This window comes from Cupriavidus sp. 01L415 (assembly GCF_056400065.1).
On sequence record NZ_JBFTSP010000019.1, the window covers coordinates 26,604 to 44,552 of the forward strand.

A 17,949-nucleotide genomic window follows, 5' to 3' on the forward strand; every position below is an offset into this window, starting at 1 on the left:
GCGGATATGCGAGAATTATAAGTTGTTCGCGCCGGGTGCCTGCCCGGACGATTGCGCTGAATTCGCGCTGGTTCGCGATTTCCCCTTCCGTACCCCATATCGAGCCGTACCGCCAGATGACAAGCCCCGCCGCCACCTCCGTAAAAAGTGAAAACAACCTGGTCTGGTTGGACATGGAAATGACCGGTCTGCAGCCGGACACCGACCGCATCATCGAAGTGGCGGTGGTGGTCACCGACGCCGAGCTGAATATCCTGACCGAGGGGCCGGTGCTGGTGATCCACCAGCCAGATAGCGTGCTGGACGCCATGGACAACTGGAACAAGGGCACCCACGGCCGCTCGGGCCTGATCGACAAGGTCAAGGCCTCCACGCTGACCGAAGCCCAGGCCGAAGCCGAACTGCTGGCTTTCCTGAAGCGCTGGGTGCCGGCCGGCAAGTCGCCGATGTGCGGCAACTCGATCTGCCAGGACCGCCGCTTCATGGCGCGCCATATGCCCAAGCTGGAGTCGTTCTTCCACTACCGCAACCTGGACGTGTCCACGCTGAAGGAACTCTGCAAGCGCTGGGAACCGGCCATCCACAAGGGTTTCATCAAGCGGCAGCTGCACACGGCGCTGGCGGACATCCTGGAATCCGTGGAAGAACTGCGCTACTACCGCACGCATTTCATCAGGTCGTCGGCGGCCGAGGCTGCCGCCGCGGCTCCGGCCGCACCGGACGCGCCCGCCGCGTGAGGCACAAGCGAAGCATCGAACAATAACCCGGCGGGCAGCCCCGGAAGCCGGGGCCGCCACGCCGTCTGCCCTCCTGCCGCCCGCATCCCGCCATGTTCACCCGTATCGTCTCGATCATCACCCCGGTCATCCTGATCATCCTGGTGGGGTGGCTGTACGGGCGGCGCGCCCATCCGGACATGGCGGGCATCAATCGCGCGACGCTGGACGTGATCGCGCCGTTGCTGGTGGTTTCGGCGTTTGTCAGCAAGGAATTCGTGCTGGCCGACCAGCTCGTGCTGCTGGCCTGCGCCGTGGCGGTGGTGATCGGCTCCGGCATCCTGGCCTGGATCGTCGCGCGGCTGACCAAGGCCGACCCGCGTACCTTCGTGCCGCCGATGATGTTCAACAACTGCGGCAACATGGGCTTGCCGCTGTCGGTCTTCGCGTTCGGCCCGGCCGGGCTGGCGCCAGCCGTGGCGTTGTTCGCGGCATCCAACCTGATGCACTTCACGATCGGCATGAAGATCGTCAACCGGCACGCGTCGATGGCGCAGATCGCGCGCAACCCGATGGTGCTGGCGACGGTGGCCGGCGTGGCCCTGTCGCTGGCGCGGCCGGTGTTCACGCTGCCGCAACCGGTCTATGAATCGATCAAGCTGCTTGGCGACGCCACGGTGCCGCTGATGCTGTTTGCGCTGGGCGTGCGGATGAAAGACGTGAGCCTGCGCAACTGGGGGATGGGGATGCTGGGCGCCGCGGTGTGCCCGCTGGCCGGCATCGCGGTGGCGTTGCCGCTGGCCTGGTGGGTGCCGATGAGCGACCTGCAGCGCGGGCTGCTGTTCGTCTTCGCGGCACTGCCACCGGCGGTGCTGAATTTCCTGGTGGCCGACCACTTCCGGCAGGAGCCGGATCAGGTGGCCTCCATCGTGCTGCTGGGCAATATCGCGGCCGTGGTTTTCATCCCGCTGGGACTCTACCTCGGCCTCAGGTGATCACGGCCGTCAGGCGGCCGGCCGGGTGCGCACCGCGTTCTTGGGGCGCCAGGCCTTGACCACGGCTTCGTCGGTCTCGATGTAGGGGCCGCCGATCAGGTCGATGCAATAGGGCACCGCGGCAAATACCCCCTGAATGATCGACTTGCCGTCGGCATCGCGCAGGCCTTCCAGCGTCTCGCGGATCGCGCGTGGCTGGCCCGGCAGGTTGACGATCAGCGCGGCGCGGCTCGGTGTCTCGCGGATCACCGCCACCTGGCGCGACAGGATCGCGGTCGGCACGAAGTGCAGGCTGACCTGCCGCATCTGCTCTCCGAACCCCGGCATTTCCTTGGTTCCCACGGCCAGCGTGGCCTCCGGCGTCACATCGCGGCGCGCCGGGCCGGTGCCGCCCGTGGTCAGCACGAGGTCGCACCCCGCCACGTCCACCAGTTCGATCAGCGTGCGCGAGATCAGCGCCTTTTCATCCGGAATCAGCCGTTCCACGCCTTGCCAGGGCGACGTCAGCGTACGGCCGAACCAGTTGCGCAGGGCGGGGATGCCCTCGTCCTGGTAGGTGCCGGACGACGCCCGGTCGGAAATCGATACGAAACCGACCACCAGCTCGTCGGGATGGTTGCGGGAAACGGGTGCGTTCAGCGGCTGGGTCATGCCTCGGGCTCCGGTGCAGGGGCGGATTCAGGGGACGCGCCGGCATCGGTATCTTCCAGCGCGGTCTTGATGGCCTGGAACAGCTCCCGGAAGTACTTGGGCGGTCGAGCCTGTTCCCTTTCCTTGCGGGCATTGCGGATGATGTTACGCACCGACTGGACGTCCACGCCCGGGTGCTCGCCAAGGAACTTGGTCAGCGCCGCGTCGTCGGCCAGCAACAGTTCGCGCCAGCGTTCGATCAGGTGAAGGCGGGCGGTTTCCGCCTTGCTGGTGCCCTTGAAGCCCTCCAGCGCGGCGCGGATGGCATCCACCTCATCGTCGTCCAGCCCGCGCATGACTTTGCCGACGAATTGCATCTGGCGCCGCTTGCCTTCATGGCTGGTGATCTTGCGGGCCTGGCCGATGGCATCGGCCAGGGCTTCGGGCATCGGCACGCGGGCCAGCCGGTCGCGCGGCAGGGCTTCCAGTTCGGCGCCCAGGTCTTGCAGCGCCGTCATGTCGCGCTTTTTCTGCGACTTGCTCTTCGGCAGGTCGTCGTCCGGCTCCGGGGCAAATCCGCCCGGGAAATGAGAATTGGAGGTGCTACGGGTATTTCGCGTCATAGGCGGCATTTTATCTTGCTATGATTCCCGTTTGGACTTTTGATGACGCCCGCCCACATGGACCAGATTGCCGAACCGACCGCGCATTTCACCTATTCCCAGGATCAGCTCAGGGCCATGGCGGCCGATGTGCTGCGCGTGGCACGCGAGTTGGGGGCGACGGACGCCGCCACCGAAATATCCGAAGGCAGCGGCCTGTCGGTGACGGTACGCAAGGGCCAGGTGGAGACAATCGAGCAGAACCGCGACAAGGTCGTGGGCGTGACGGTCATGATCGGCAAGCGCCGCGGCAATGCCAGTACGTCGGACTTTTCACCGGCGGCACTGCGCGCCACGGCCGAGGCGGCGTACAACATCGCCCGCTTCACCGCCGAGGACGATTGTGCGGGACTGGCCGAGGAAGAGCTGCTGGAGCGCGATCCGCAGGACCTGGACCTGTTCCACCCGTGGACCGTGGATGCCGAGGAGGCCATCGACATCGCCCGTCGCGCCGAAGCCGCCGCCTTTGCCGTGTCGCCCAAGATCCGCAACAGTGACGGCGCGAGCGTATCGGCCCAGCATTCGCAGTTCGTGCTGGCCACCTCGCGCGGCTTCTCGGGCGGCTATCCGTATTCGCGCCATTTCATCTCCTGCGCGCCGATCGCCGGTTCGGGCGGCGGCATGCAGCGCGACGACTGGTATTCGTCCAAGCGGTCGCCGCTGACACTGGCCGCGCCGGAAGACATCGGCCGCTACGCCGCGGAGCGCGCGCTTGCGCGCCTGAACGCGCGCAAGCTGACCACGCGCAAGTGCCCGGTGCTGTTCGAAGCCCCGCTGGCGGCCGGCCTGCTGGGCGCCTTCGTCCAGGCGGTCTCGGGTGGCGCGCTGTATCGCAAGTCCACGTTCCTCTATGACTCGCTGGGCAAGGCCGCATTTGCCCCGCACATCCAGATCCACGAGCAGCCGCACGTACCGGGTGCCATGGGCAGCGCGCCGTTTGACGAAGAGGGCGTGCGCACGCACGAGCGCGACGTGGTGCGCGACGGCGTGGTGGAAGGCTATTTCCTGTCGACGTACTCGGCACGCAAACTGGGCATGCAGACCACCGGCAACGCGGGCGGCTCGCACAACCTGACGCTGAGCAGCACGCTGACGCAGCCAGGCGATGATTTCGCCGGCATGCTGAAGAAAATGGGCACTGGCCTGCTGGTGACGGAGCTGATGGGGCAGGGCGTCAACTACGTGACGGGCGACTATTCGCGCGGCGCGTCGGGTTACTGGGTGGAAAACGGCGTGATCCAGTATCCGGTGGAAGAGATCACGATTGCCGGCAGCATGGTGGAGATGTTCAAGCAGATCGTGGCCGTGGGTGCCGACGCGCTGGTGCGCGGCACCAAGGAAACCGGTTCGATCCTGATCGAGCAGATGACGATCGCCGGCAACTAGGCTGCGGGACGACAAACAGAAACGGCACGGTGTGAACCGTGCCGTTTGTTTTTTGGGGCGCCTGCGAGTGACTGGCTTTCGCTTATTCCTCGCCCGAGGGCGGCCGCTCGTAGGTCACGAACGCGTAGTCGAAGCCGTTGGCCGCCGAGTGATGCGTCTCCCGCGCCGCCTCCAGCCATCGCGCACGGTCCACCGCAGGGAAGAACGCGTCACCGGCAATGTCGGCATCGATCTCGGTCACGATCAGCCGGTCAGCGCTCGGCAGCGCTTCCGCGTACAGTTGCGCGCCACCGATCAGGAACACCTGCTCCACGCCGACGCACAGGCGCTGCGCATCTTCGAGCGATGCCGCCACTTCGGCGCCTTCCAGCTTCAGGTCCTGGTTGCGGCTCACCACGATGTTGCGGCGGCCCGGCAGCGGCCGGCCAATCGAATCCCAGGTCTTGCGGCCCATGATCACCGGCGCGCCCATGGTGGTGCGCTTGAAGTGCTGCAGGTCCTCGGGCAGGCGCCAGGGCAGGGTGTTGTCCCGGCCGATGGTGCCATTGCGGGCCCGCGCCACGATCAGGGTCAGCAGCGTCATACGGCCACCGGCGCCTTGATCGCGGGGTGCGATTCGTAGCCGACCAGTTCGAAGTCCTCGTACTTGTAGTCGAAGATGCTGTCCGGCTTGCGCTTGATTTGCAGCGTCGGCAGCTTCATCGGCGTGCGCGCGAGCTGGGTTTCCACCTGCTCGAAGTGGTTGCTGTAGACGTGGCAGTCGCCGCCGGTCCAGACAAAGTCGCCCACGCCCAGGTTGGTCTGCTGCGCGATCATGTGCGTCAGCAGTGCGTAGCTGGCGATGTTGAACGGCACGCCCAGGAAGATATCGGCGCTGCGCTGGTACAACTGGCACGACAGCTTGCCGTCGGCCACGTAGAACTGGAAGAACGCGTGGCAGGGCGGCAGCTTCATCTGCGGAATCTCGCCGACGTTCCAGGCGGAGACGATCAGCCGGCGCGAATCGGGGTTGTTACGGATCTGCTGGATCAGGTCGGCGATCTGGTCGACGTGCTTGCCGTCGGGTGTCGGCCATGCGCGCCACTGGTAGCCATAGACAGGGCCCAGTTCACCGTTGGCGTCGGCCCACTCGTCCCAGATCGTCACGCCGTTGTCCTGCAGGTACTTGACGTTGGTCGAGCCCTGGAGGAACCACAGCAGTTCATGGATGATCGACTTCAGGTGCAGCTTCTTGGTGGTGACCACCGGGAAGCCTTCGTTCAGATCGAAGCGCATCTGGTAGCCAAACACCGAGCGCGTGCCGGTGCCGGTGCGATCGGCCTTTTCGGTGCCATGCTCGTACACATGGCGCATGAAGTCGAGGTACTGTTTCATCGGCGCGGATGGGGGAAAGTGATGTTGGCGCTTGGGCCGCAAGCGGGGATTTTAGCCTGAAAGACAGACCTTGCCCGAAAAGCAAAAACCGCCCCGAAGGGCGGCTGTTGCGTCATGCGGACTGCTTGGCAGTCCGGCATCAGTGGCTTTCCTGCGTGGCCGGCGTGCGACGCTTCTGCGTCAGGTAGCCGGCGCCCAGCACACCGCCGACGATCAGCACATACAGGCCCCAGTAGATCACGGGCTGGCTGGCGAAGAATTCCTTCACCAGCGGCTCGCTGACGATCATTTTCACCGCCGTGAAGGCCAGCACGCCGGCACCCAGGTAGATGATGACCGGGAAGCGGCCCATCAGCTTGAGGACCAGGCTCGAGCCCCAGACCACGATCGGGATGCTGATCAGCAGGCCCAGCACCACCAGCAGGAAGCTGCCGTGCGCGGCACCGGCCACGGCCAGCACGTTGTCCACGCCCATGACGGCGTCGGCGATGATGATGGTCTTCATCGCGCCGACCAGCGTGCTGGCGCCCGCGCCGTGCTCGTCACCGTCTTCCTCGGCCGCCAGCAGCTTGTAGGCGATCCAGACCAGCGCCACGCCGCCGATGAGCAGCAGCCCGGGGATCTTGAGCAGCCAGACCACGCCGACGGTCATTGCCGAGCGTACGACCACGGCACCTACGGTACCCCAGATGATGGCTTTCTTCTGCAGGTGCTGGGGCAGGCTGCGTGCCGCCAGGGCGATCACGATGGCATTGTCGCCAGCCAGGACCAGATCGATGACGACGATCGCCAGCAGCGCCGTCAGGAACTGCATCGTGAACAAATCGGTGAACCACTCCATGAACTCTCCTCAAGTGCGAATAGCTGCGGGCCGATCTGGCCTGCAAGGGGCTTTTGTTTCGCCTGGGATCGCGGAGCACCGGAGGTTTGGGGCGTCCTTTGCAAACCGTGAAACCAGGTTGCAAAGGTCTTGCTCGACACACTGGCGCGGAATGCGCGCCAGGGTCAGCACAACCGGAGACGAGCGAGCGTCTCGGAATGACGATTGTGCTAAGGGCATGGGCCCCCAAGCTACTCCCCTTTGAAGGGACGCGACTGCCGCAATATCGGGTGGCGGTCGCGCTGGGGCGGATTATAAGCGAAGTGCGAGAAGAAATGTTGCATCGCCATCATCGCGTTCAAATGTATGAAACAAATGACGTTGCGATGAGGCCCGGGGGAGTTTGTAAGCCGATGCAAAGCATCCTGCACGCATAAATTTATCCTCCTATGCTAGTTGGATTGGCGCCGGCCGGTGTGCTTCGGACAGGACAGGAATGCACCCCGCCGCCAGCCGCCCGACGCAGCCGCGGGCGGTCATTGGGGATTCACGTAGTGCCCATCGACAACAAGGAAACGTCATGCCGGCCGTTACGACACCGCTGAACCCATCCCGCCCCCGAAACCAACCCAATCACAACCACCACGACGCCTCCCTGGAACTGACGCCCGAGCCGACCGCCGGCATCGTCGTTGGCAACGGTTATGCGCCGGCCGCCGGAACAGCGCCGCAGCCGGAGTTCGTGCAGCAATACCACGAGGACAGCGGTGCGCTGCGGGCCGAGATCGTGGCGGGACTGACACGGCCCGAACCGGGCATCAGCCCCAAGTTTTTCTACGATGTGCTGGGCTCGCGCCTGTTCGAAGCCATCACGGACCTGCCCGAGTACTACCCGACCCGCACGGAGGCGTCGATCTTCGCTAGCGCGGCGCAGGCCATCGCCGCCCGCGCCGGCAGCGGCTGCGTGCTGATCGACCTGGGCGCAGGCAATTGCGAGAAGGCATCGCGCCTGTTCCCGAGCCTGCAGCCGGCGCAGTACGTGGCGCTCGATATCTCGGTGGAGTTTCTGCGCGGCACGCTGTCGTGCCTGCAGCAGCAGAACCCGCAAATTCCGATGCTCGGGCTGGGGGCCGATCTTTGCGGTCCGCTCGATTTGCCCAACCGCGTCAGGCGCGGCCGCAAGCTGTTCTTCTATCCCGGTTCCAGCATCGGTAACTTCGCGCCGGTAGACGCGCTGGGCCTGCTTCAGCGTCTGCGCGCGGCAGCGGGGCGCGGCGACGGCGTGCTGATCGGCGTGGATCTTTACAAGGATGCCGACACGCTCGTGGCCGCCTATGACGATGCACTGGGTGTGACCGCGGCCTTTAACCGCAATGTGCTGCGCAACCTCAATCGCATCGTCGGCAGTGACTTCGCGCTCGAGGACTGGCGTCACGCGGCCAGCTTCGACAGGCAGGCGTCGCGCATCCAGATGCATCTGGAGGCCACGCGTGACGTGACCGTGCGCTGGCCCGGTGGCGAGCGTCGCTTTGCCGCCGGCGACCGGATCCACACCGAGGATTCGTACAAGTACCGGCCTGGGGATTTTTCGCTGCTGCTGGAATCGGCCGGCTTCACGGACCCGGTCTGCTGGACGGATCCGCAAGGGTGGTTCGCAGTATTTCACGCGCGGGGCTGAGCCGGCACGGAGAGTCCGCAGGGCCGGCAGGGGGAAGAGGCCATCGTCGCGCAGGTGTCATAATGCGCGCAGCCGGTGACCCCGGCTTCCCTTCCACCCTCTCTCACGGAATCTTCGATGAGCGGCTTCTCCATGCTTCCCGATCTTCACTTCACAGGCGGCAAGGCATCGTGGGCCGATGCGCGCCGCCTGCCGCGCGAGGGGCTGGCGCAGGCACTGGTGGAGTCGCGCAACCGCACGCTTGCCTGGCTGGCCGCATTTGGCCAGACGCGGCGCGGCTGGACCGTGACGCGCCAGTACGACTGCAATCCTCCGTTGTGGACGCTCGGTCATATTGCATGGCATGCCGAATGGTGGTGCCTGCGCGGTGTGAGACACCTCGAACGGGGCGGCCTGCGGCTGCCGGTGGCCAGCGAGCCATCGCTGCTCGACGGTGCGGATGAATGGTTCGACCCGGAGCGTATCGGACCGGACGAGCGCTGGGAGATCGCGCTGCCTGATGTCGGGCGCGTCAAGCAATACGCCGCGCAGGTGCTCGACGGCCTGCTGCGTCGCATCGCGCTGCTACCGGACGACGGCGACGCCACGCTCTATCCCTTCCGTCGCGCGCTGTTCCATGAAGACGCGCAGGGCGAAACCATCGCCACGCTGCTGCAGTCGCTGGGCATGGTGCCAGCGGAGCCCGCATCGGTGGGGCCGTCGGTCTCGGTGGTCAACGCCGGCACGCTGCATTTCCCGGGCGGCCGCTTCATGCAGGGCTGGTCCGATGCCGATGGCTTCGCGCTGCCCGATGAAGTGCCGCCGCAGCCGACCTATGTGCCGGCGTTCGAAATGGACGCGGCGCTGGTCACCAACGCGCAGTTCCTGGAGTTCGTGGAAGACCGCGGCTACGAGCATCCCGCATGGTGGTCGGCTGCCGGCCGCCAGTGGCTGATGACGCAGGAGCGCTCGGCGCCGCGCTACTGGTCCCGTCATCCGGTCAACCGGACGTGGATGGTCTCTCGCTTCGGTGCGGAGCGTACGCTCAATCCGGACGAGCCCGTGCGCCACGTGACGTTGTTCGAGGCGCAAGCGTGGTGCGTGTGGGCCGGGCGACGGCTGCCTCAGGAAGTGGAATGGGAGCTCGCGGCCACGCAGAATCGCGGCCTGAACTGGGGCGCGTTGCGAGAATGGACCGCCACGCCGTACGAGCCCTACGCAGGGTTTGTCGCGCAGCCGGCGGATGCCGAGATTGTGGGGCGCTTCGGCACCCATCAGGCGGTGCGAGGCGTGTCGTTCGCAAGTCCGGCGCGTCAGCGGCATACGCGGGCGCGTATGGCATTGCTGCCGGAGGACGATGTCTCGTTTGTGGGCTTCCGGTCCTGCGCGGTCTGAGCTGGCGGGCGGCGGTCACCGGCAGCGGACATCGAGGAACGCGGCGGCGGCTATTTCGGCTAGTGGCGCGGGCGGCTTTCCACTGTAAATCCCGCTGCGCCGGGCACCGATGTCAATCTTGCTGACAAGGCTGCAGGCAAAAGAAAAGGGCACCCGAGGGTGCCCTTTGTCTATGCTGCCTGGCGATTAGCGCTCGTAGCGCGAACGGCTGTTGCGCTGGGCGCCGTAGCCTTCGCGGTTGCCGAAGGTGCGCTCGCCACGATCGCCGAAGCCGCGGTTGCCATCGCGCTGACCGCCCTGGGCGCCCTGGCCGCCTTCACGGTTGCCAAAGCCACGCGCGCCGTCGCGGTTGCCGAAACCACCACGATCGCCGGCGCTGCGCTCGCCGCCGAAGCCGCGTTGCTGGCCTTGGCCCTGGCCTTGCGTCTGGCCGCGATAGCCACCATTGCCGCCATTGCCACGGTCGCCGAAGCCAGCATTGCCACGGTCACCGAAGCCACGGTTGTCGTCGCCGAAGGTGCGGCCGCCTTCGCGGTTGCCGAAGCCGCCACGATCGCCAAAGCCACCACGGTCGCCGAAGCCACGGCTTTCGCCGCCGCCAAACTTGCGATCGCCAAAGGTGCGTTCGCCGCTGCCGCCGGTGTTGCCACGGTAGCCGCCGCCATTGTTGCCACGATAGCCACCACCACTGTTGCCGCGGAAGCCATCACGGCCGCCCGGCTTGCCGCCGAAGTTCGAGCGCGGCTTGGGCGTACGGCGCGGCTCCAGGCCTTCGATCACCGATGCGTCCAGGCGGTTGTTGGTGAAGCGCTCGATGCGCTTCCACTGGAACATGTCGCCGTGGTTCACCAGGTTGATGGCGATACCCGAGCGGCCGGCACGACCGGTACGGCCGATACGGTGCACGTAGTCCTCGGCTTGCTTCGGCAGGTCGAAGTTCACCACGTGGGTGATGTCCGGCACGTCGATGCCGCGAGCGGCCACGTCCGTGGCCACCAGCACGCGCAGATTGCCGCGGCGCAGGGCCGTCAGGGTGCGGTTGCGCGCGCCCTGGGTCATGTCGCCATGCAGCGCGCCGGCGGAGAAGCCGGTGTCCGACAGGCGCTCGGCCAGCGAATCCGCATCGCGCTTGGTGGCGGTGAAGACGATGGCTTGCTTGAGCGTGGCGTCGCGCAGCAGGTGGTCCAGCAGACGCTCCTTGTGCGACATGTCGTCGGTGAAGTGCAGGCGCTGTTCGATGTGGCTCTGGTCGGCGCGCGCGGCGGCGATCTCGATGCGTTGCGGGTCGCGCAGCTGGCGCGAAGCCAGTTGGGCGATGCGGGCGTCGAGCGTTGCGGAGAACATCAGCGTCTGGCGCGTGGCCGGCGTGGCGGCAACGATCGCGTCGATGTCATCGGCAAAGCCCATGTCCAGCATGCGGTCGGCTTCGTCGAACACCAGCATGTCCAGCGCGGACAGGTCGATGCGGCCAGCGTCGATGTGGTCGAGCAGACGGCCCGGCGTAGCAACCAGGATGTCCGGCATCTTGGCCAGCATGGCCAGCTGCTTCGGGTAGGGCATGCCGCCCAGGATGCTAGCGCACACGATGCGGCGCAGGTGGCGGCCGTACTTGGCGGCGGCCTCGGTCACTTGCAGGGCCAGTTCGCGCGTCGGCGTCAGCACCAGCAGCGACGGCTGGGCCGGAGCCGGACGGGGGCGCTTGCCCTTCATGCGCTTGACGGGTTCGTCGGCACGCGGACGGTTCGGGGCCGGCTTCTCGGAAATGCGCTGGATCGCGGGCAGCATGAACGCCGCGGTCTTGCCCGAACCGGTCTGGCTGGATACCAGCAGGTCGCGGCCGGCCAGGAAGGCGGGGATGGCCTGCGCCTGGACGGGCGTCGGCGTGTTGTAGTTCACTTCGGAAAGGGCGCGCAGGATGGCAGCGTCCAGGCCAAGGTGTGCGAAGCCATTTTCCGTCGCTTCGGTCACGGCCGGCGCGGCGTCGCCGTTAAGCATGGCGTCGAGCTTGTCAAGCGGGCTCGTGGCGGCAGCGGGCGTGGCGGTTGCGTCGGTAGCGGGGGCAAAAGAATCGCTGGCGGAGGCAAAAGATTGCTCCGCACGGAAATCGTGCTGGGTCATGTCGTAGGTATAAAAATGCATGGCACCCCAGGGCATGTGTGCGCAAAGGGGCGGGCGCAGTGCAAAGTCTTTAAAAAAGGCTTCGGCGCCAATCGGTAGGCCGTACGACAGACTCAGCTGGCAATACGGCGGCAGGCAGGGGCGACAGGTCAGTGCATCAACCGGCCGTTGTTCCCTGGCAGGCAAACAGCGCAGAGATTCAGGCTGTTCATCAGGATCGGAGACGAGGCGACGTCAGGTGAGCGGAGCGTTCTGGCCAACACCTGTCATCAGAAACGGCTTAAGAGGAGACAGAGGCAGGGAGCAGAGCTTGGGAGGCAGCGGATACGCCATGGCGTGGTGCCGGGGGCGCGGAGCGGATCTCACAGTGCGAAACTCACGGGCCGGAGTATAACAGAACAACGATTATTATGTTGCAGCGCGAAAAGTAAGCGAATGTGTCAACCACGCCGCTTTCCGGGCAATTTCAGGCATTTTCCGATTGTCGGGCGGCGCGGGGCGTCTTGAAAGCGGGGGCTCCCTGCCTATACTCAGAGCGCGAGCATTGCATGCCCGCATGGGGCGGACACCTACGAATCCGATGATCTGCCTACGGCAAGGTTCGCTTGCCGCTCGCCCCCGGCATTGCGGTCATTGATGCCACTGCCAGGTTTCCTCCGACTATCCGGGTGGTCCGGATGGGCGTCCGCGTCATGGGCGGAATCATGGGAAGCGTGCTTGGCACAGGAATGACCGGAATTCGCCGGCGACGCTGACCCAGGAGGTCCGGGCCCGTCCGCAACCAAAGCCCGCCAATTGCTTGGCGGGCTTTTCTTTTCTATTGGTCGGCAGGCCTATGCCGCGCGGTCATTTGCGCGGCAGCTTGCCGCTCACCCGTTCCTGCCCTGCAACCTGTGGCTCGCCGGGAATACCCCCCGGATACTGGATGAGGCGCGCGAGCTGCGCGCGTCGGCGTGCGAATCCATGCTGACTGCCGGAAGTACGTGCGCCGCCTGTGATGGCGGTCATGGCCTCGCGGTCGAGGTCGACGTTCTCCGACAAATCCTTGATGACGATCACTGCCATGGCGTTCTCCAGCATGCGGGCCTTGCCGTGGCGGTCCTGCTAGGGGCCGGCCGGGCAGCGCCGGGGCAGGCGCGGGCCCGATTCAGTATAGGCGAGCGGTCCCGCGATTGTGGCGGGACCGCCCCCGGACGCCGGCCGGTCAGGCCGCCGCCCAGTTGCCGCCCCATTGCGAGGGGTTCACGCCGATCTTGACGTGGCCGAGGTCGGCGCCAATCAGCGTGTTGTTGTTGAGCGCGGCCACGTTGACTTGCTGGAACTGCTGGACGCTCTGATTGATGTTGATGTTGACGTTGGCCAGCGGGCCGACGTTGGCAACCTTGTTCAGCCAGTCTGTGCCGCCGCGGATGGCGCACAGGGATTTGCGGTCGAGGTCCTTGCTGGCGGCAAGGTCGCGGACGATGATCGATGACATGGTGGACTCCTTGGGTTCGATGCTGGGTATCGGCGGGGCGCCGGGTGGTGGCGCCCCCGTGTTGCCGTATCAGTAGATGTTGTTCGTGGCCGTCTGGGACGTATGCACGTCGTTCTTCATGTGGTCCTGGAAGGCCGAACCATTGCCGAAGTAGCTGGCGACCTGCTGCATTTGCTGGTTGCTCTGGTTGATCGTGGTGGTCTTCTCGAACGACAGCTTCACGGGGCTGTAGACCGAGGTGTAGGGGGCGAAGAGGCCCAGGCCGCCGCGAACAGCGCGCAGGCCTTTGGCGTCGAGGGTTTCGGTCGAGGACAGGTCGATGATGGTCAGGGTGCTCATGGCAGTCTCCAGGGTGTGCGAAGTAGGGTGATCGTCGGTCAGGCGGGCTGTGCGCGGGTCAGGCGGCGTGGCCGTACACGTTGTTGGTGGCCGTTTGCGACGTATGCACGTCGTTCTTCATGTGGTCCTGGAAGGCCGAACCATTGCCGAAGTAGCTGGCGACTTGCTGCATTTGCTGGTTGCTCTGGTTGATCGTCGTGGTCTTGTCGAACGACAGCTTCACGGGGCTGTAGACCGAGGTGTAGGGTGCGAAGAGGCCGAGGCCGCCGGTAACGGCGCTCATCTTCTTGGCGTCCAGGGTTTCGGCGGAGGTCAGGTCCTTGATGGTCAGCGTGGTCATTTCAATCTCCTTGAGAGGAAGGTCAGGCTTTGGTTGGTTGAGCATCGGGTTGGTGTCGCGCTCGGTTGAGATATCGCAGGGAGCGTGCCAGCGCCGGCCAGCGCGACGAAAAAGAGTCGCAAAGCCTTGTCGGGATTGGGCTGGCGGGTAGAAAGGAGAGGGGCGGAGGCGGTGCGCGCCATGCCAAGTGGGGCGGGACTGACGGGCTGTCGCCAACAGATTGGCGGTGGGTGTTGGTGGCCAGGCAACCACCCGGGTGAGTCGGGGTTTGCGAATGGCCTGAGTGCGCACTAGTATCCATCGTGGGCGATGGTTCGTGACGCAACGGTTTCGCCCGGTCCGCAACCACTCGTCGGGATTGCATCTGATGTCTAGCCTGACCGACCTGATACGCAACTTCCAGCGCGGGGGCCTCTCGCGTGACGAATTCCTTGCGTCGGTCGATATGGCCCTGCAGGAAGACCATACGCATTCCAGCCAGCTGGCCCGCGTGCTCAGTGAAGAGCACACGCGGTTCCCGCTGCCACCCGGCGTCTATGCCGAGGTAATGCGGCGCATCGAATCCCGCGTGGCCACACAGTTCGATCCCATCGGCGAGGAAACCCGCGTGGAGGCCGATCCGGCTGACCGCAGCGGACCGTCCGCGCCCGCATCGCCGACCTATCGCCCGCCCGGTGGCGGCAACACGATCGGTGGCAATACGGGCAGCAATACCGGTGGCGCCAATACAGGTAGCAGCATCACGGGCGGATACATCGCATCGGGGCCCACCAAGGGGGTTGGCGACACGCTCAATGGCCGCTTCGTGCTGGAGGAATGCCTGGGTGTGGGCGGCATGGGCACGGTCTACAAGGCGCTCGACCTGCGCAAGCTGGAGGCATCCGACCGCAAGCCCTATATCGCGATCAAGGTGCTCAATCTGCAGTTCAGCGCGCACCCGAAGTCCCTGATGGCGTTGCAGCGCGAAGCGCGCAAGGCGCAGCAGCTGGCGCACCGGAATATCGTCACGGTGTACGACTTCGATCGCGACGGCCCCACGGTCTTCCTGACCATGGAATACCTGTCCGGCAAGCCGCTGAGCCGCGTGCTGCGCGCGCCGGACTTCACCGGCATGCCCTACGCCAAGGCGATGCCGATCATCCTCGGCATGGGCCGCGCGCTGGCCTATGCGCACGAGCGCGGCTTTGTCCATTGCGACTTCAAGCCGGCCAACGTCTTCCTGACCGATCGCGGCGAAGTGAAGGTGATCGACTTCGGTATCGCGCGCGGCTTCGTGCAACCGACCGACGACGCCGACCAGACCGTGTTCGATCCGGGATCGCTGGGCGGCATGACGCCCGCCTATGCGAGCCCGGAAATGTTCGAGCACCGCGAGCCCGATCCGCGTGACGATATCTATGCGCTGGCTTGCGTCACCTACGAACTGATGACGGGCCGGCATCCGTACGACCGCTTGTCCGCCAACCAGGCGCGCGCATCGAACCTGAAGCCGGCGCCGCCTAAGTCGCTCAACCGCGTCCAGTGGAAGACGCTGCGGCAGGCGCTGTCGCTGGACCGCGCCACGCGCACCCCCACGGTGACGAAGTTCCTCGAGGGGCTCGGCGCCGAGCCACAGCACGGTACGTCGAAGCTGCCGATGGTGCTGGGCGGTGTCGCGGCCGGGGCGGCCATCGTGGCGGGGCTGGGCTATTACGTCTGGCACCTGGGCGAAACGCCAAGGGAGGCCACGCAGGCAAGCGCGCCTGAGAGCGCGGCCTCGCCGGGAAGCGTGGCGGGGTCGAAGCCCGAAGCGGGGCCCGAATCCGGGCCGGAGGCGAAGCCCGCGCCGAAAGTGGAAGCCAAGGCCGAAGCCAAACCGGAACCGAAGCCCGAGCCGAAGCTGACGCTGCAGGCGGTTGCGCCGGTGCTGGCCGCCGCGCCATGCTCGTTGCTGACGGCGAACGTCGATGGCAATGCCTTGCAGGTCAGCGGCTATGTCTCGGAAGCCGGCGCGCAGACGCTGCGCGACCGCCTTGCCGCCATCCCCGGCGTGAAGTCATTGAAGTTCGATGCCCAGCCGCTCAGCGCCGACAAATGCGACGTGGTGAAGGCGGTCGCGCCGTACTGGTCGGGCCACAAGCCAGGCACAGCCGTGCTGCGCACGCGCGGCAATGGCACCCAGCTCACCGAGGGTACGCCCCTGGTGCTGGACCTCACCACGCCGGCGCACGATTCCTACGTCTATGTCGATTACTTCGTCGTGGACGGCAAGGTGGCGCACCTGGTTCCCAGCAAGCGCATCCAGGGCAACCAGGCCCCCGCCGGCTATAGCGCGACGATCGGCGACAGCGGCGACTGGGTGGTGTCCAAGCCATTCGGCACGGAACTGGTGGTCCTGCTGACCACGCCGGCGCCGTTGTTCGAGGCGCGCCGGCCGGAATTTGAGACACGCCAGGAATACCTGCGCGCGCTGGAGCGGCCGCTGGCGCAGATGGCTGGCAAGTACGGCCAGGACCGCATCAGCGCGGACCTCGTGCAGATCTCGACCCGGGCGCGCTAGCTGGCGCGCGTCTTCGTTCCTGCTTCTTTCTACTTCATGTCCCGTGCCACGCGGAAGCCGTTCTGCGATTGCCGCACGCTCGTGCTGTATTTGAAGCGCGTGGAAGACACCATGTAGTTCGCGCCTTCGCGCCATGACCCCCCGCGAATCACGCGCGCGGTGCAGGCGGCTTCGTCCCAGACGCGGCCGTCGACCGGTGCGTTCTTGTACGAGCTGTGCCAGCAATCGGCCACCCATTCCCAGACGCTGCCATTCATGTCATGGAGCCCATAGGGATTGGCCGCGAACGATCCCACGTTGGCCGGCGCGGCGTCGCTCCACGGGTCGCCACAGTCCTTGCAGTTGGCGTTGCCCTTGCGCATCTGGTCGCCCCACCAATACGCCGACGCCGTGCCGCCGCGCGCCGCGTATTCCCACTCGGCTTCGCTCGGCAGCCGGTAGGTCTTGCCGGTGGTCTTGGACAACCATGCCAGGTACTGCTGCGCGTCGTCCCAGCTCACGTCACGCACCGGTGCGTTCTTCGCGTCCGCCGGATTGGTGCCGATGCGTGGGCAGGCGTTGGCGTCGGCGCAGGCATTCCATTGCTCGTTCGTCACTTCGTATTTGCCGATCGCAAACGACTGGGGGATGTTGACGCGATGCGGAGGCCGCTCGGCGGGATCGCTCGTGGCGCTGCCCATCGTGAAACTGCCCGGATTCAGGCTGATCAGCACGGGGCACGCCGGGCAGTCCCGGATCTCGCCACCCTTGACCTCGGACGGCTTCGCGCCGCCGTTGCTGGCGGCCTCCTTGCCTTCGGTGGGATACGTGACGGTGCCCTGCGCGATGGGACCGCCCGTGCGCGAACGTGGCTGGGCCGGCGCGGGTGCCGGAGCACTTGGCGGGGGCGTTGTGCGTGCAGCGGGAGGTGGCTGGGTGGGAGCGGGCGCCGGCTTCGACTCCGCCTTCGGCTCGGGCTTTGCGGCCGGGGCCGCCGGCGTGGCGGGGCCAGCGGCGCGGATGCGCTCGATACGTGCCTTGGCCAGCGCCGCGAAGCGGCCGTTGGGGTAGGCCTTCAGATAGGCCTCGTAGTCGCTCGCGTAATTGCTGTTCTTGATGGAATCCCAGAACGACAACTCATATTGCTCGTCGCTGTTCTTGGGCAGGATGCCGGCGGCGGCCGGTGCAATGAAGCAGGTGCCGAGGAAGCAGGCACCGAGGGGGCGGGCGCCGACGAGCACGGCCCCCGCTTGCAGCGCTCCAATCCCGACCAATGACACGACGAGGAGTTTCCGCCACATATTCAGGCCCCTGGGTTCGGCGCAACGCGCGGTGTGGAGTTGCCGTGACGCGGTACCGGCTCGTTCCAAGATAGCACAGCACGTGTGGCGTGAAAGGTCTCCGCAACCCGTGGTGGCGTCGTGCCGGGTTCGCTTTTTCCAGGCTTCCGACCTACGCTTGAGGACACATCGCCGAGCGCATTGCACGACAGACAACACCAATCAAGAACCGCTGCCTGCTC

At 65.9% G+C, this 17,949-nt stretch carries 17 protein-coding genes; 6 read left to right on the plus strand and 11 right to left on the minus strand.

What is annotated here, in order from left to right; all coding sequences use genetic code 11:
- Positions 1-116: 116 nt before the first annotated feature.
- Together orn and AC1DOX_RS22215 are read left to right on the plus strand one after the other, a co-directional pair.
- The gene (gene orn, locus AC1DOX_RS22210) at positions 117-737 is read left to right on the plus strand and encodes an oligoribonuclease (RefSeq protein ID WP_441617406.1); all 621 of its coding nucleotides are present in this window, start codon (positions 117-119) and stop codon (positions 735-737) included.
- A 92-nt stretch (positions 738-829) separates the two neighbouring features.
- The gene (locus AC1DOX_RS22215; RefSeq protein WP_441617408.1) at positions 830-1,711 is read left to right on the plus strand and encodes an AEC family transporter; all 882 of its coding nucleotides are present in this window, start codon (positions 830-832) and stop codon (positions 1,709-1,711) included.
- Between the two features lie 9 nt (positions 1,712-1,720).
- Here AC1DOX_RS22215 and mog read toward each other — a convergent pair whose 3' ends face one another.
- Positions 1,721-2,362: a molybdopterin adenylyltransferase gene (mog, locus tag AC1DOX_RS22220; protein WP_441617410.1), complete on the minus strand. Its 642-nt coding sequence runs from the start codon at positions 2,360-2,362 to the stop codon at positions 1,721-1,723.
- Positions 2,359-2,964, minus strand: coding sequence for a ribosome biogenesis factor YjgA (yjgA, locus tag AC1DOX_RS22225; protein ID WP_304441178.1), 606 nt, complete (start codon positions 2,962-2,964; stop codon positions 2,359-2,361). The genes mog and yjgA overlap by 4 nt, the downstream gene beginning before the upstream one ends.
- A 57-nt stretch (positions 2,965-3,021) precedes the next feature.
- On the opposite strand from yjgA, the gene pmbA reads away from it, so the two are divergent.
- Positions 3,022-4,389, plus strand: a complete 1,368-nt coding sequence (gene pmbA / locus AC1DOX_RS22230; protein WP_092135432.1) for a metalloprotease PmbA — start codon at positions 3,022-3,024, stop codon at positions 4,387-4,389.
- Positions 4,390-4,471: 82 nt separating this feature from the next.
- Here pmbA and AC1DOX_RS22235 read toward each other — a convergent pair whose 3' ends face one another.
- The 3 genes from AC1DOX_RS22235 to AC1DOX_RS22245 all read right to left on the minus strand — a co-directional run bounded on the left by AC1DOX_RS22235 (position 4,472) and on the right by AC1DOX_RS22245 (position 6,604).
- Positions 4,472-4,972, minus strand: a complete 501-nt coding sequence (locus AC1DOX_RS22235) for a dihydrofolate reductase (RefSeq protein WP_092134691.1) — start codon at positions 4,970-4,972, stop codon at positions 4,472-4,474.
- Positions 4,969-5,763, minus strand: coding sequence for a thymidylate synthase (locus tag AC1DOX_RS22240; RefSeq protein ID WP_092134689.1), 795 nt, complete (start codon positions 5,761-5,763; stop codon positions 4,969-4,971). Before AC1DOX_RS22240 ends, AC1DOX_RS22235 begins: the two co-directional genes overlap by 4 nt.
- A gap of 139 nt (positions 5,764-5,902) precedes the next feature.
- Positions 5,903-6,604, minus strand: coding sequence for a TerC family protein (locus AC1DOX_RS22245; protein ID WP_441617413.1), 702 nt, complete (start codon positions 6,602-6,604; stop codon positions 5,903-5,905).
- A 559-nt stretch (positions 6,605-7,163) separates the two neighbouring features.
- On the opposite strand from AC1DOX_RS22245, the gene egtD reads away from it, so the two are divergent.
- On the plus strand, positions 7,164-8,261 hold the full coding sequence (gene egtD / locus AC1DOX_RS22250) for an L-histidine N(alpha)-methyltransferase (RefSeq protein ID WP_441617415.1): 1,098 nt from the start codon (positions 7,164-7,166) through the stop codon (positions 8,259-8,261).
- A 117-nt stretch (positions 8,262-8,378) separates the two neighbouring features.
- Positions 8,379-9,635 (plus strand): SUMF1/EgtB/PvdO family nonheme iron enzyme, encoded by a 1,257-nt coding sequence (locus AC1DOX_RS22255; protein WP_441617417.1) that lies wholly within the window; start codon positions 8,379-8,381, stop codon positions 9,633-9,635.
- Between the two features lie 186 nt (positions 9,636-9,821).
- Here AC1DOX_RS22255 and AC1DOX_RS22260 read toward each other — a convergent pair whose 3' ends face one another.
- The 5 genes from AC1DOX_RS22260 to AC1DOX_RS22280 form a co-directional block, all read right to left on the minus strand.
- Positions 9,822-11,753 carry a DEAD/DEAH box helicase gene (locus tag AC1DOX_RS22260; RefSeq protein ID WP_441617525.1) on the minus strand — a complete coding sequence of 644 codons (1,932 nt, stop codon included), beginning with the start codon at positions 11,751-11,753 and terminating at the stop codon, positions 9,822-9,824.
- An 846-nt stretch (positions 11,754-12,599) separates the two neighbouring features.
- Positions 12,600-12,818 carry a hypothetical protein gene (locus AC1DOX_RS22265; protein WP_092135429.1) on the minus strand — a complete coding sequence of 73 codons (219 nt, stop codon included), beginning with the start codon at positions 12,816-12,818 and terminating at the stop codon, positions 12,600-12,602.
- 139 nt (positions 12,819-12,957) lie between these two features.
- On the minus strand, positions 12,958-13,230 hold the full coding sequence (locus AC1DOX_RS22270; protein WP_092134683.1) for a hypothetical protein: 273 nt from the start codon (positions 13,228-13,230) through the stop codon (positions 12,958-12,960).
- A 69-nt stretch (positions 13,231-13,299) separates the two neighbouring features.
- Complete coding sequence (locus tag AC1DOX_RS22275) at positions 13,300-13,569, minus strand: hypothetical protein (RefSeq protein WP_441617420.1); 270 nt, start codon at positions 13,567-13,569, stop codon at positions 13,300-13,302.
- Between the two features lie 58 nt (positions 13,570-13,627).
- Entirely contained in the window at positions 13,628-13,909 is a 282-nt protein-coding gene (locus AC1DOX_RS22280; protein ID WP_092134680.1) for a hypothetical protein, read from the minus strand.
- A 367-nt stretch (positions 13,910-14,276) separates the two neighbouring features.
- On the opposite strand from AC1DOX_RS22280, the gene AC1DOX_RS22285 reads away from it, so the two are divergent.
- Positions 14,277-16,448 (plus strand): protein kinase domain-containing protein, encoded by a 2,172-nt coding sequence (locus tag AC1DOX_RS22285; protein ID WP_441617422.1) that lies wholly within the window; start codon positions 14,277-14,279, stop codon positions 16,446-16,448.
- A gap of 29 nt (positions 16,449-16,477) precedes the next feature.
- On the opposite strand, the gene AC1DOX_RS22290 is transcribed toward AC1DOX_RS22285, so the two are convergent.
- Positions 16,478-17,728 (minus strand): formylglycine-generating enzyme family protein, encoded by a 1,251-nt coding sequence (locus AC1DOX_RS22290; protein ID WP_441617427.1) that lies wholly within the window; start codon positions 17,726-17,728, stop codon positions 16,478-16,480.
- Positions 17,729-17,949: the final 221 nt, after the last annotated feature.

What these genes read in the sequence shown, in the direction of transcription:
- mog (WP_441617410.1), bottom strand. Translation starts at nt 2,362, where the DNA reads ATGACCCAGCCGCTGAACGCACCCGTTTCCCGCAACCATCCCGACGAG.
- AC1DOX_RS22245 (WP_441617413.1), bottom strand. Translation starts at nt 6,604, where the DNA reads ATGGAGTGGTTCACCGATTTGTTCACGATGCAGTTCCTGACGGCGCTG.
- AC1DOX_RS22255 (WP_441617417.1), top strand. Translation starts at nt 8,379, where the DNA reads ATGAGCGGCTTCTCCATGCTTCCCGATCTTCACTTCACAGGCGGCAAG.
- AC1DOX_RS22270 (WP_092134683.1), bottom strand. Translation starts at nt 13,230, where the DNA reads ATGTCATCGATCATCGTCCGCGACCTTGCCGCCAGCAAGGACCTCGAC.
- AC1DOX_RS22240 (WP_092134689.1), bottom strand. Translation starts at nt 5,763, where the DNA reads ATGAAACAGTACCTCGACTTCATGCGCCATGTGTACGAGCATGGCACC.
- AC1DOX_RS22235 (WP_092134691.1), bottom strand. Translation starts at nt 4,972, where the DNA reads ATGACGCTGCTGACCCTGATCGTGGCGCGGGCCCGCAATGGCACCATC.
- egtD (WP_441617415.1), top strand. Translation starts at nt 7,164, where the DNA reads ATGCCGGCCGTTACGACACCGCTGAACCCATCCCGCCCCCGAAACCAA.
- yjgA (WP_304441178.1), bottom strand. Translation starts at nt 2,964, where the DNA reads ATGACGCGAAATACCCGTAGCACCTCCAATTCTCATTTCCCGGGCGGA.
- pmbA (WP_092135432.1), top strand. Translation starts at nt 3,022, where the DNA reads ATGGACCAGATTGCCGAACCGACCGCGCATTTCACCTATTCCCAGGAT.
- AC1DOX_RS22285 (WP_441617422.1), top strand. Translation starts at nt 14,277, where the DNA reads ATGTCTAGCCTGACCGACCTGATACGCAACTTCCAGCGCGGGGGCCTC.
- AC1DOX_RS22260 (WP_441617525.1), bottom strand. Translation starts at nt 11,753, where the DNA reads ATGACCCAGCACGATTTCCGTGCGGAGCAATCTTTTGCCTCCGCCAGC.
- AC1DOX_RS22290 (WP_441617427.1), bottom strand. Translation starts at nt 17,728, where the DNA reads ATGTGGCGGAAACTCCTCGTCGTGTCATTGGTCGGGATTGGAGCGCTG.
- orn (WP_441617406.1), top strand. Translation starts at nt 117, where the DNA reads ATGACAAGCCCCGCCGCCACCTCCGTAAAAAGTGAAAACAACCTGGTC.
- AC1DOX_RS22280 (WP_092134680.1), bottom strand. Translation starts at nt 13,909, where the DNA reads ATGACCACGCTGACCATCAAGGACCTGACCTCCGCCGAAACCCTGGAC.
- AC1DOX_RS22215 (WP_441617408.1), top strand. Translation starts at nt 830, where the DNA reads ATGTTCACCCGTATCGTCTCGATCATCACCCCGGTCATCCTGATCATC.
- AC1DOX_RS22265 (WP_092135429.1), bottom strand. Translation starts at nt 12,818, where the DNA reads ATGGCAGTGATCGTCATCAAGGATTTGTCGGAGAACGTCGACCTCGAC.
- AC1DOX_RS22275 (WP_441617420.1), bottom strand. Translation starts at nt 13,569, where the DNA reads ATGAGCACCCTGACCATCATCGACCTGTCCTCGACCGAAACCCTCGAC.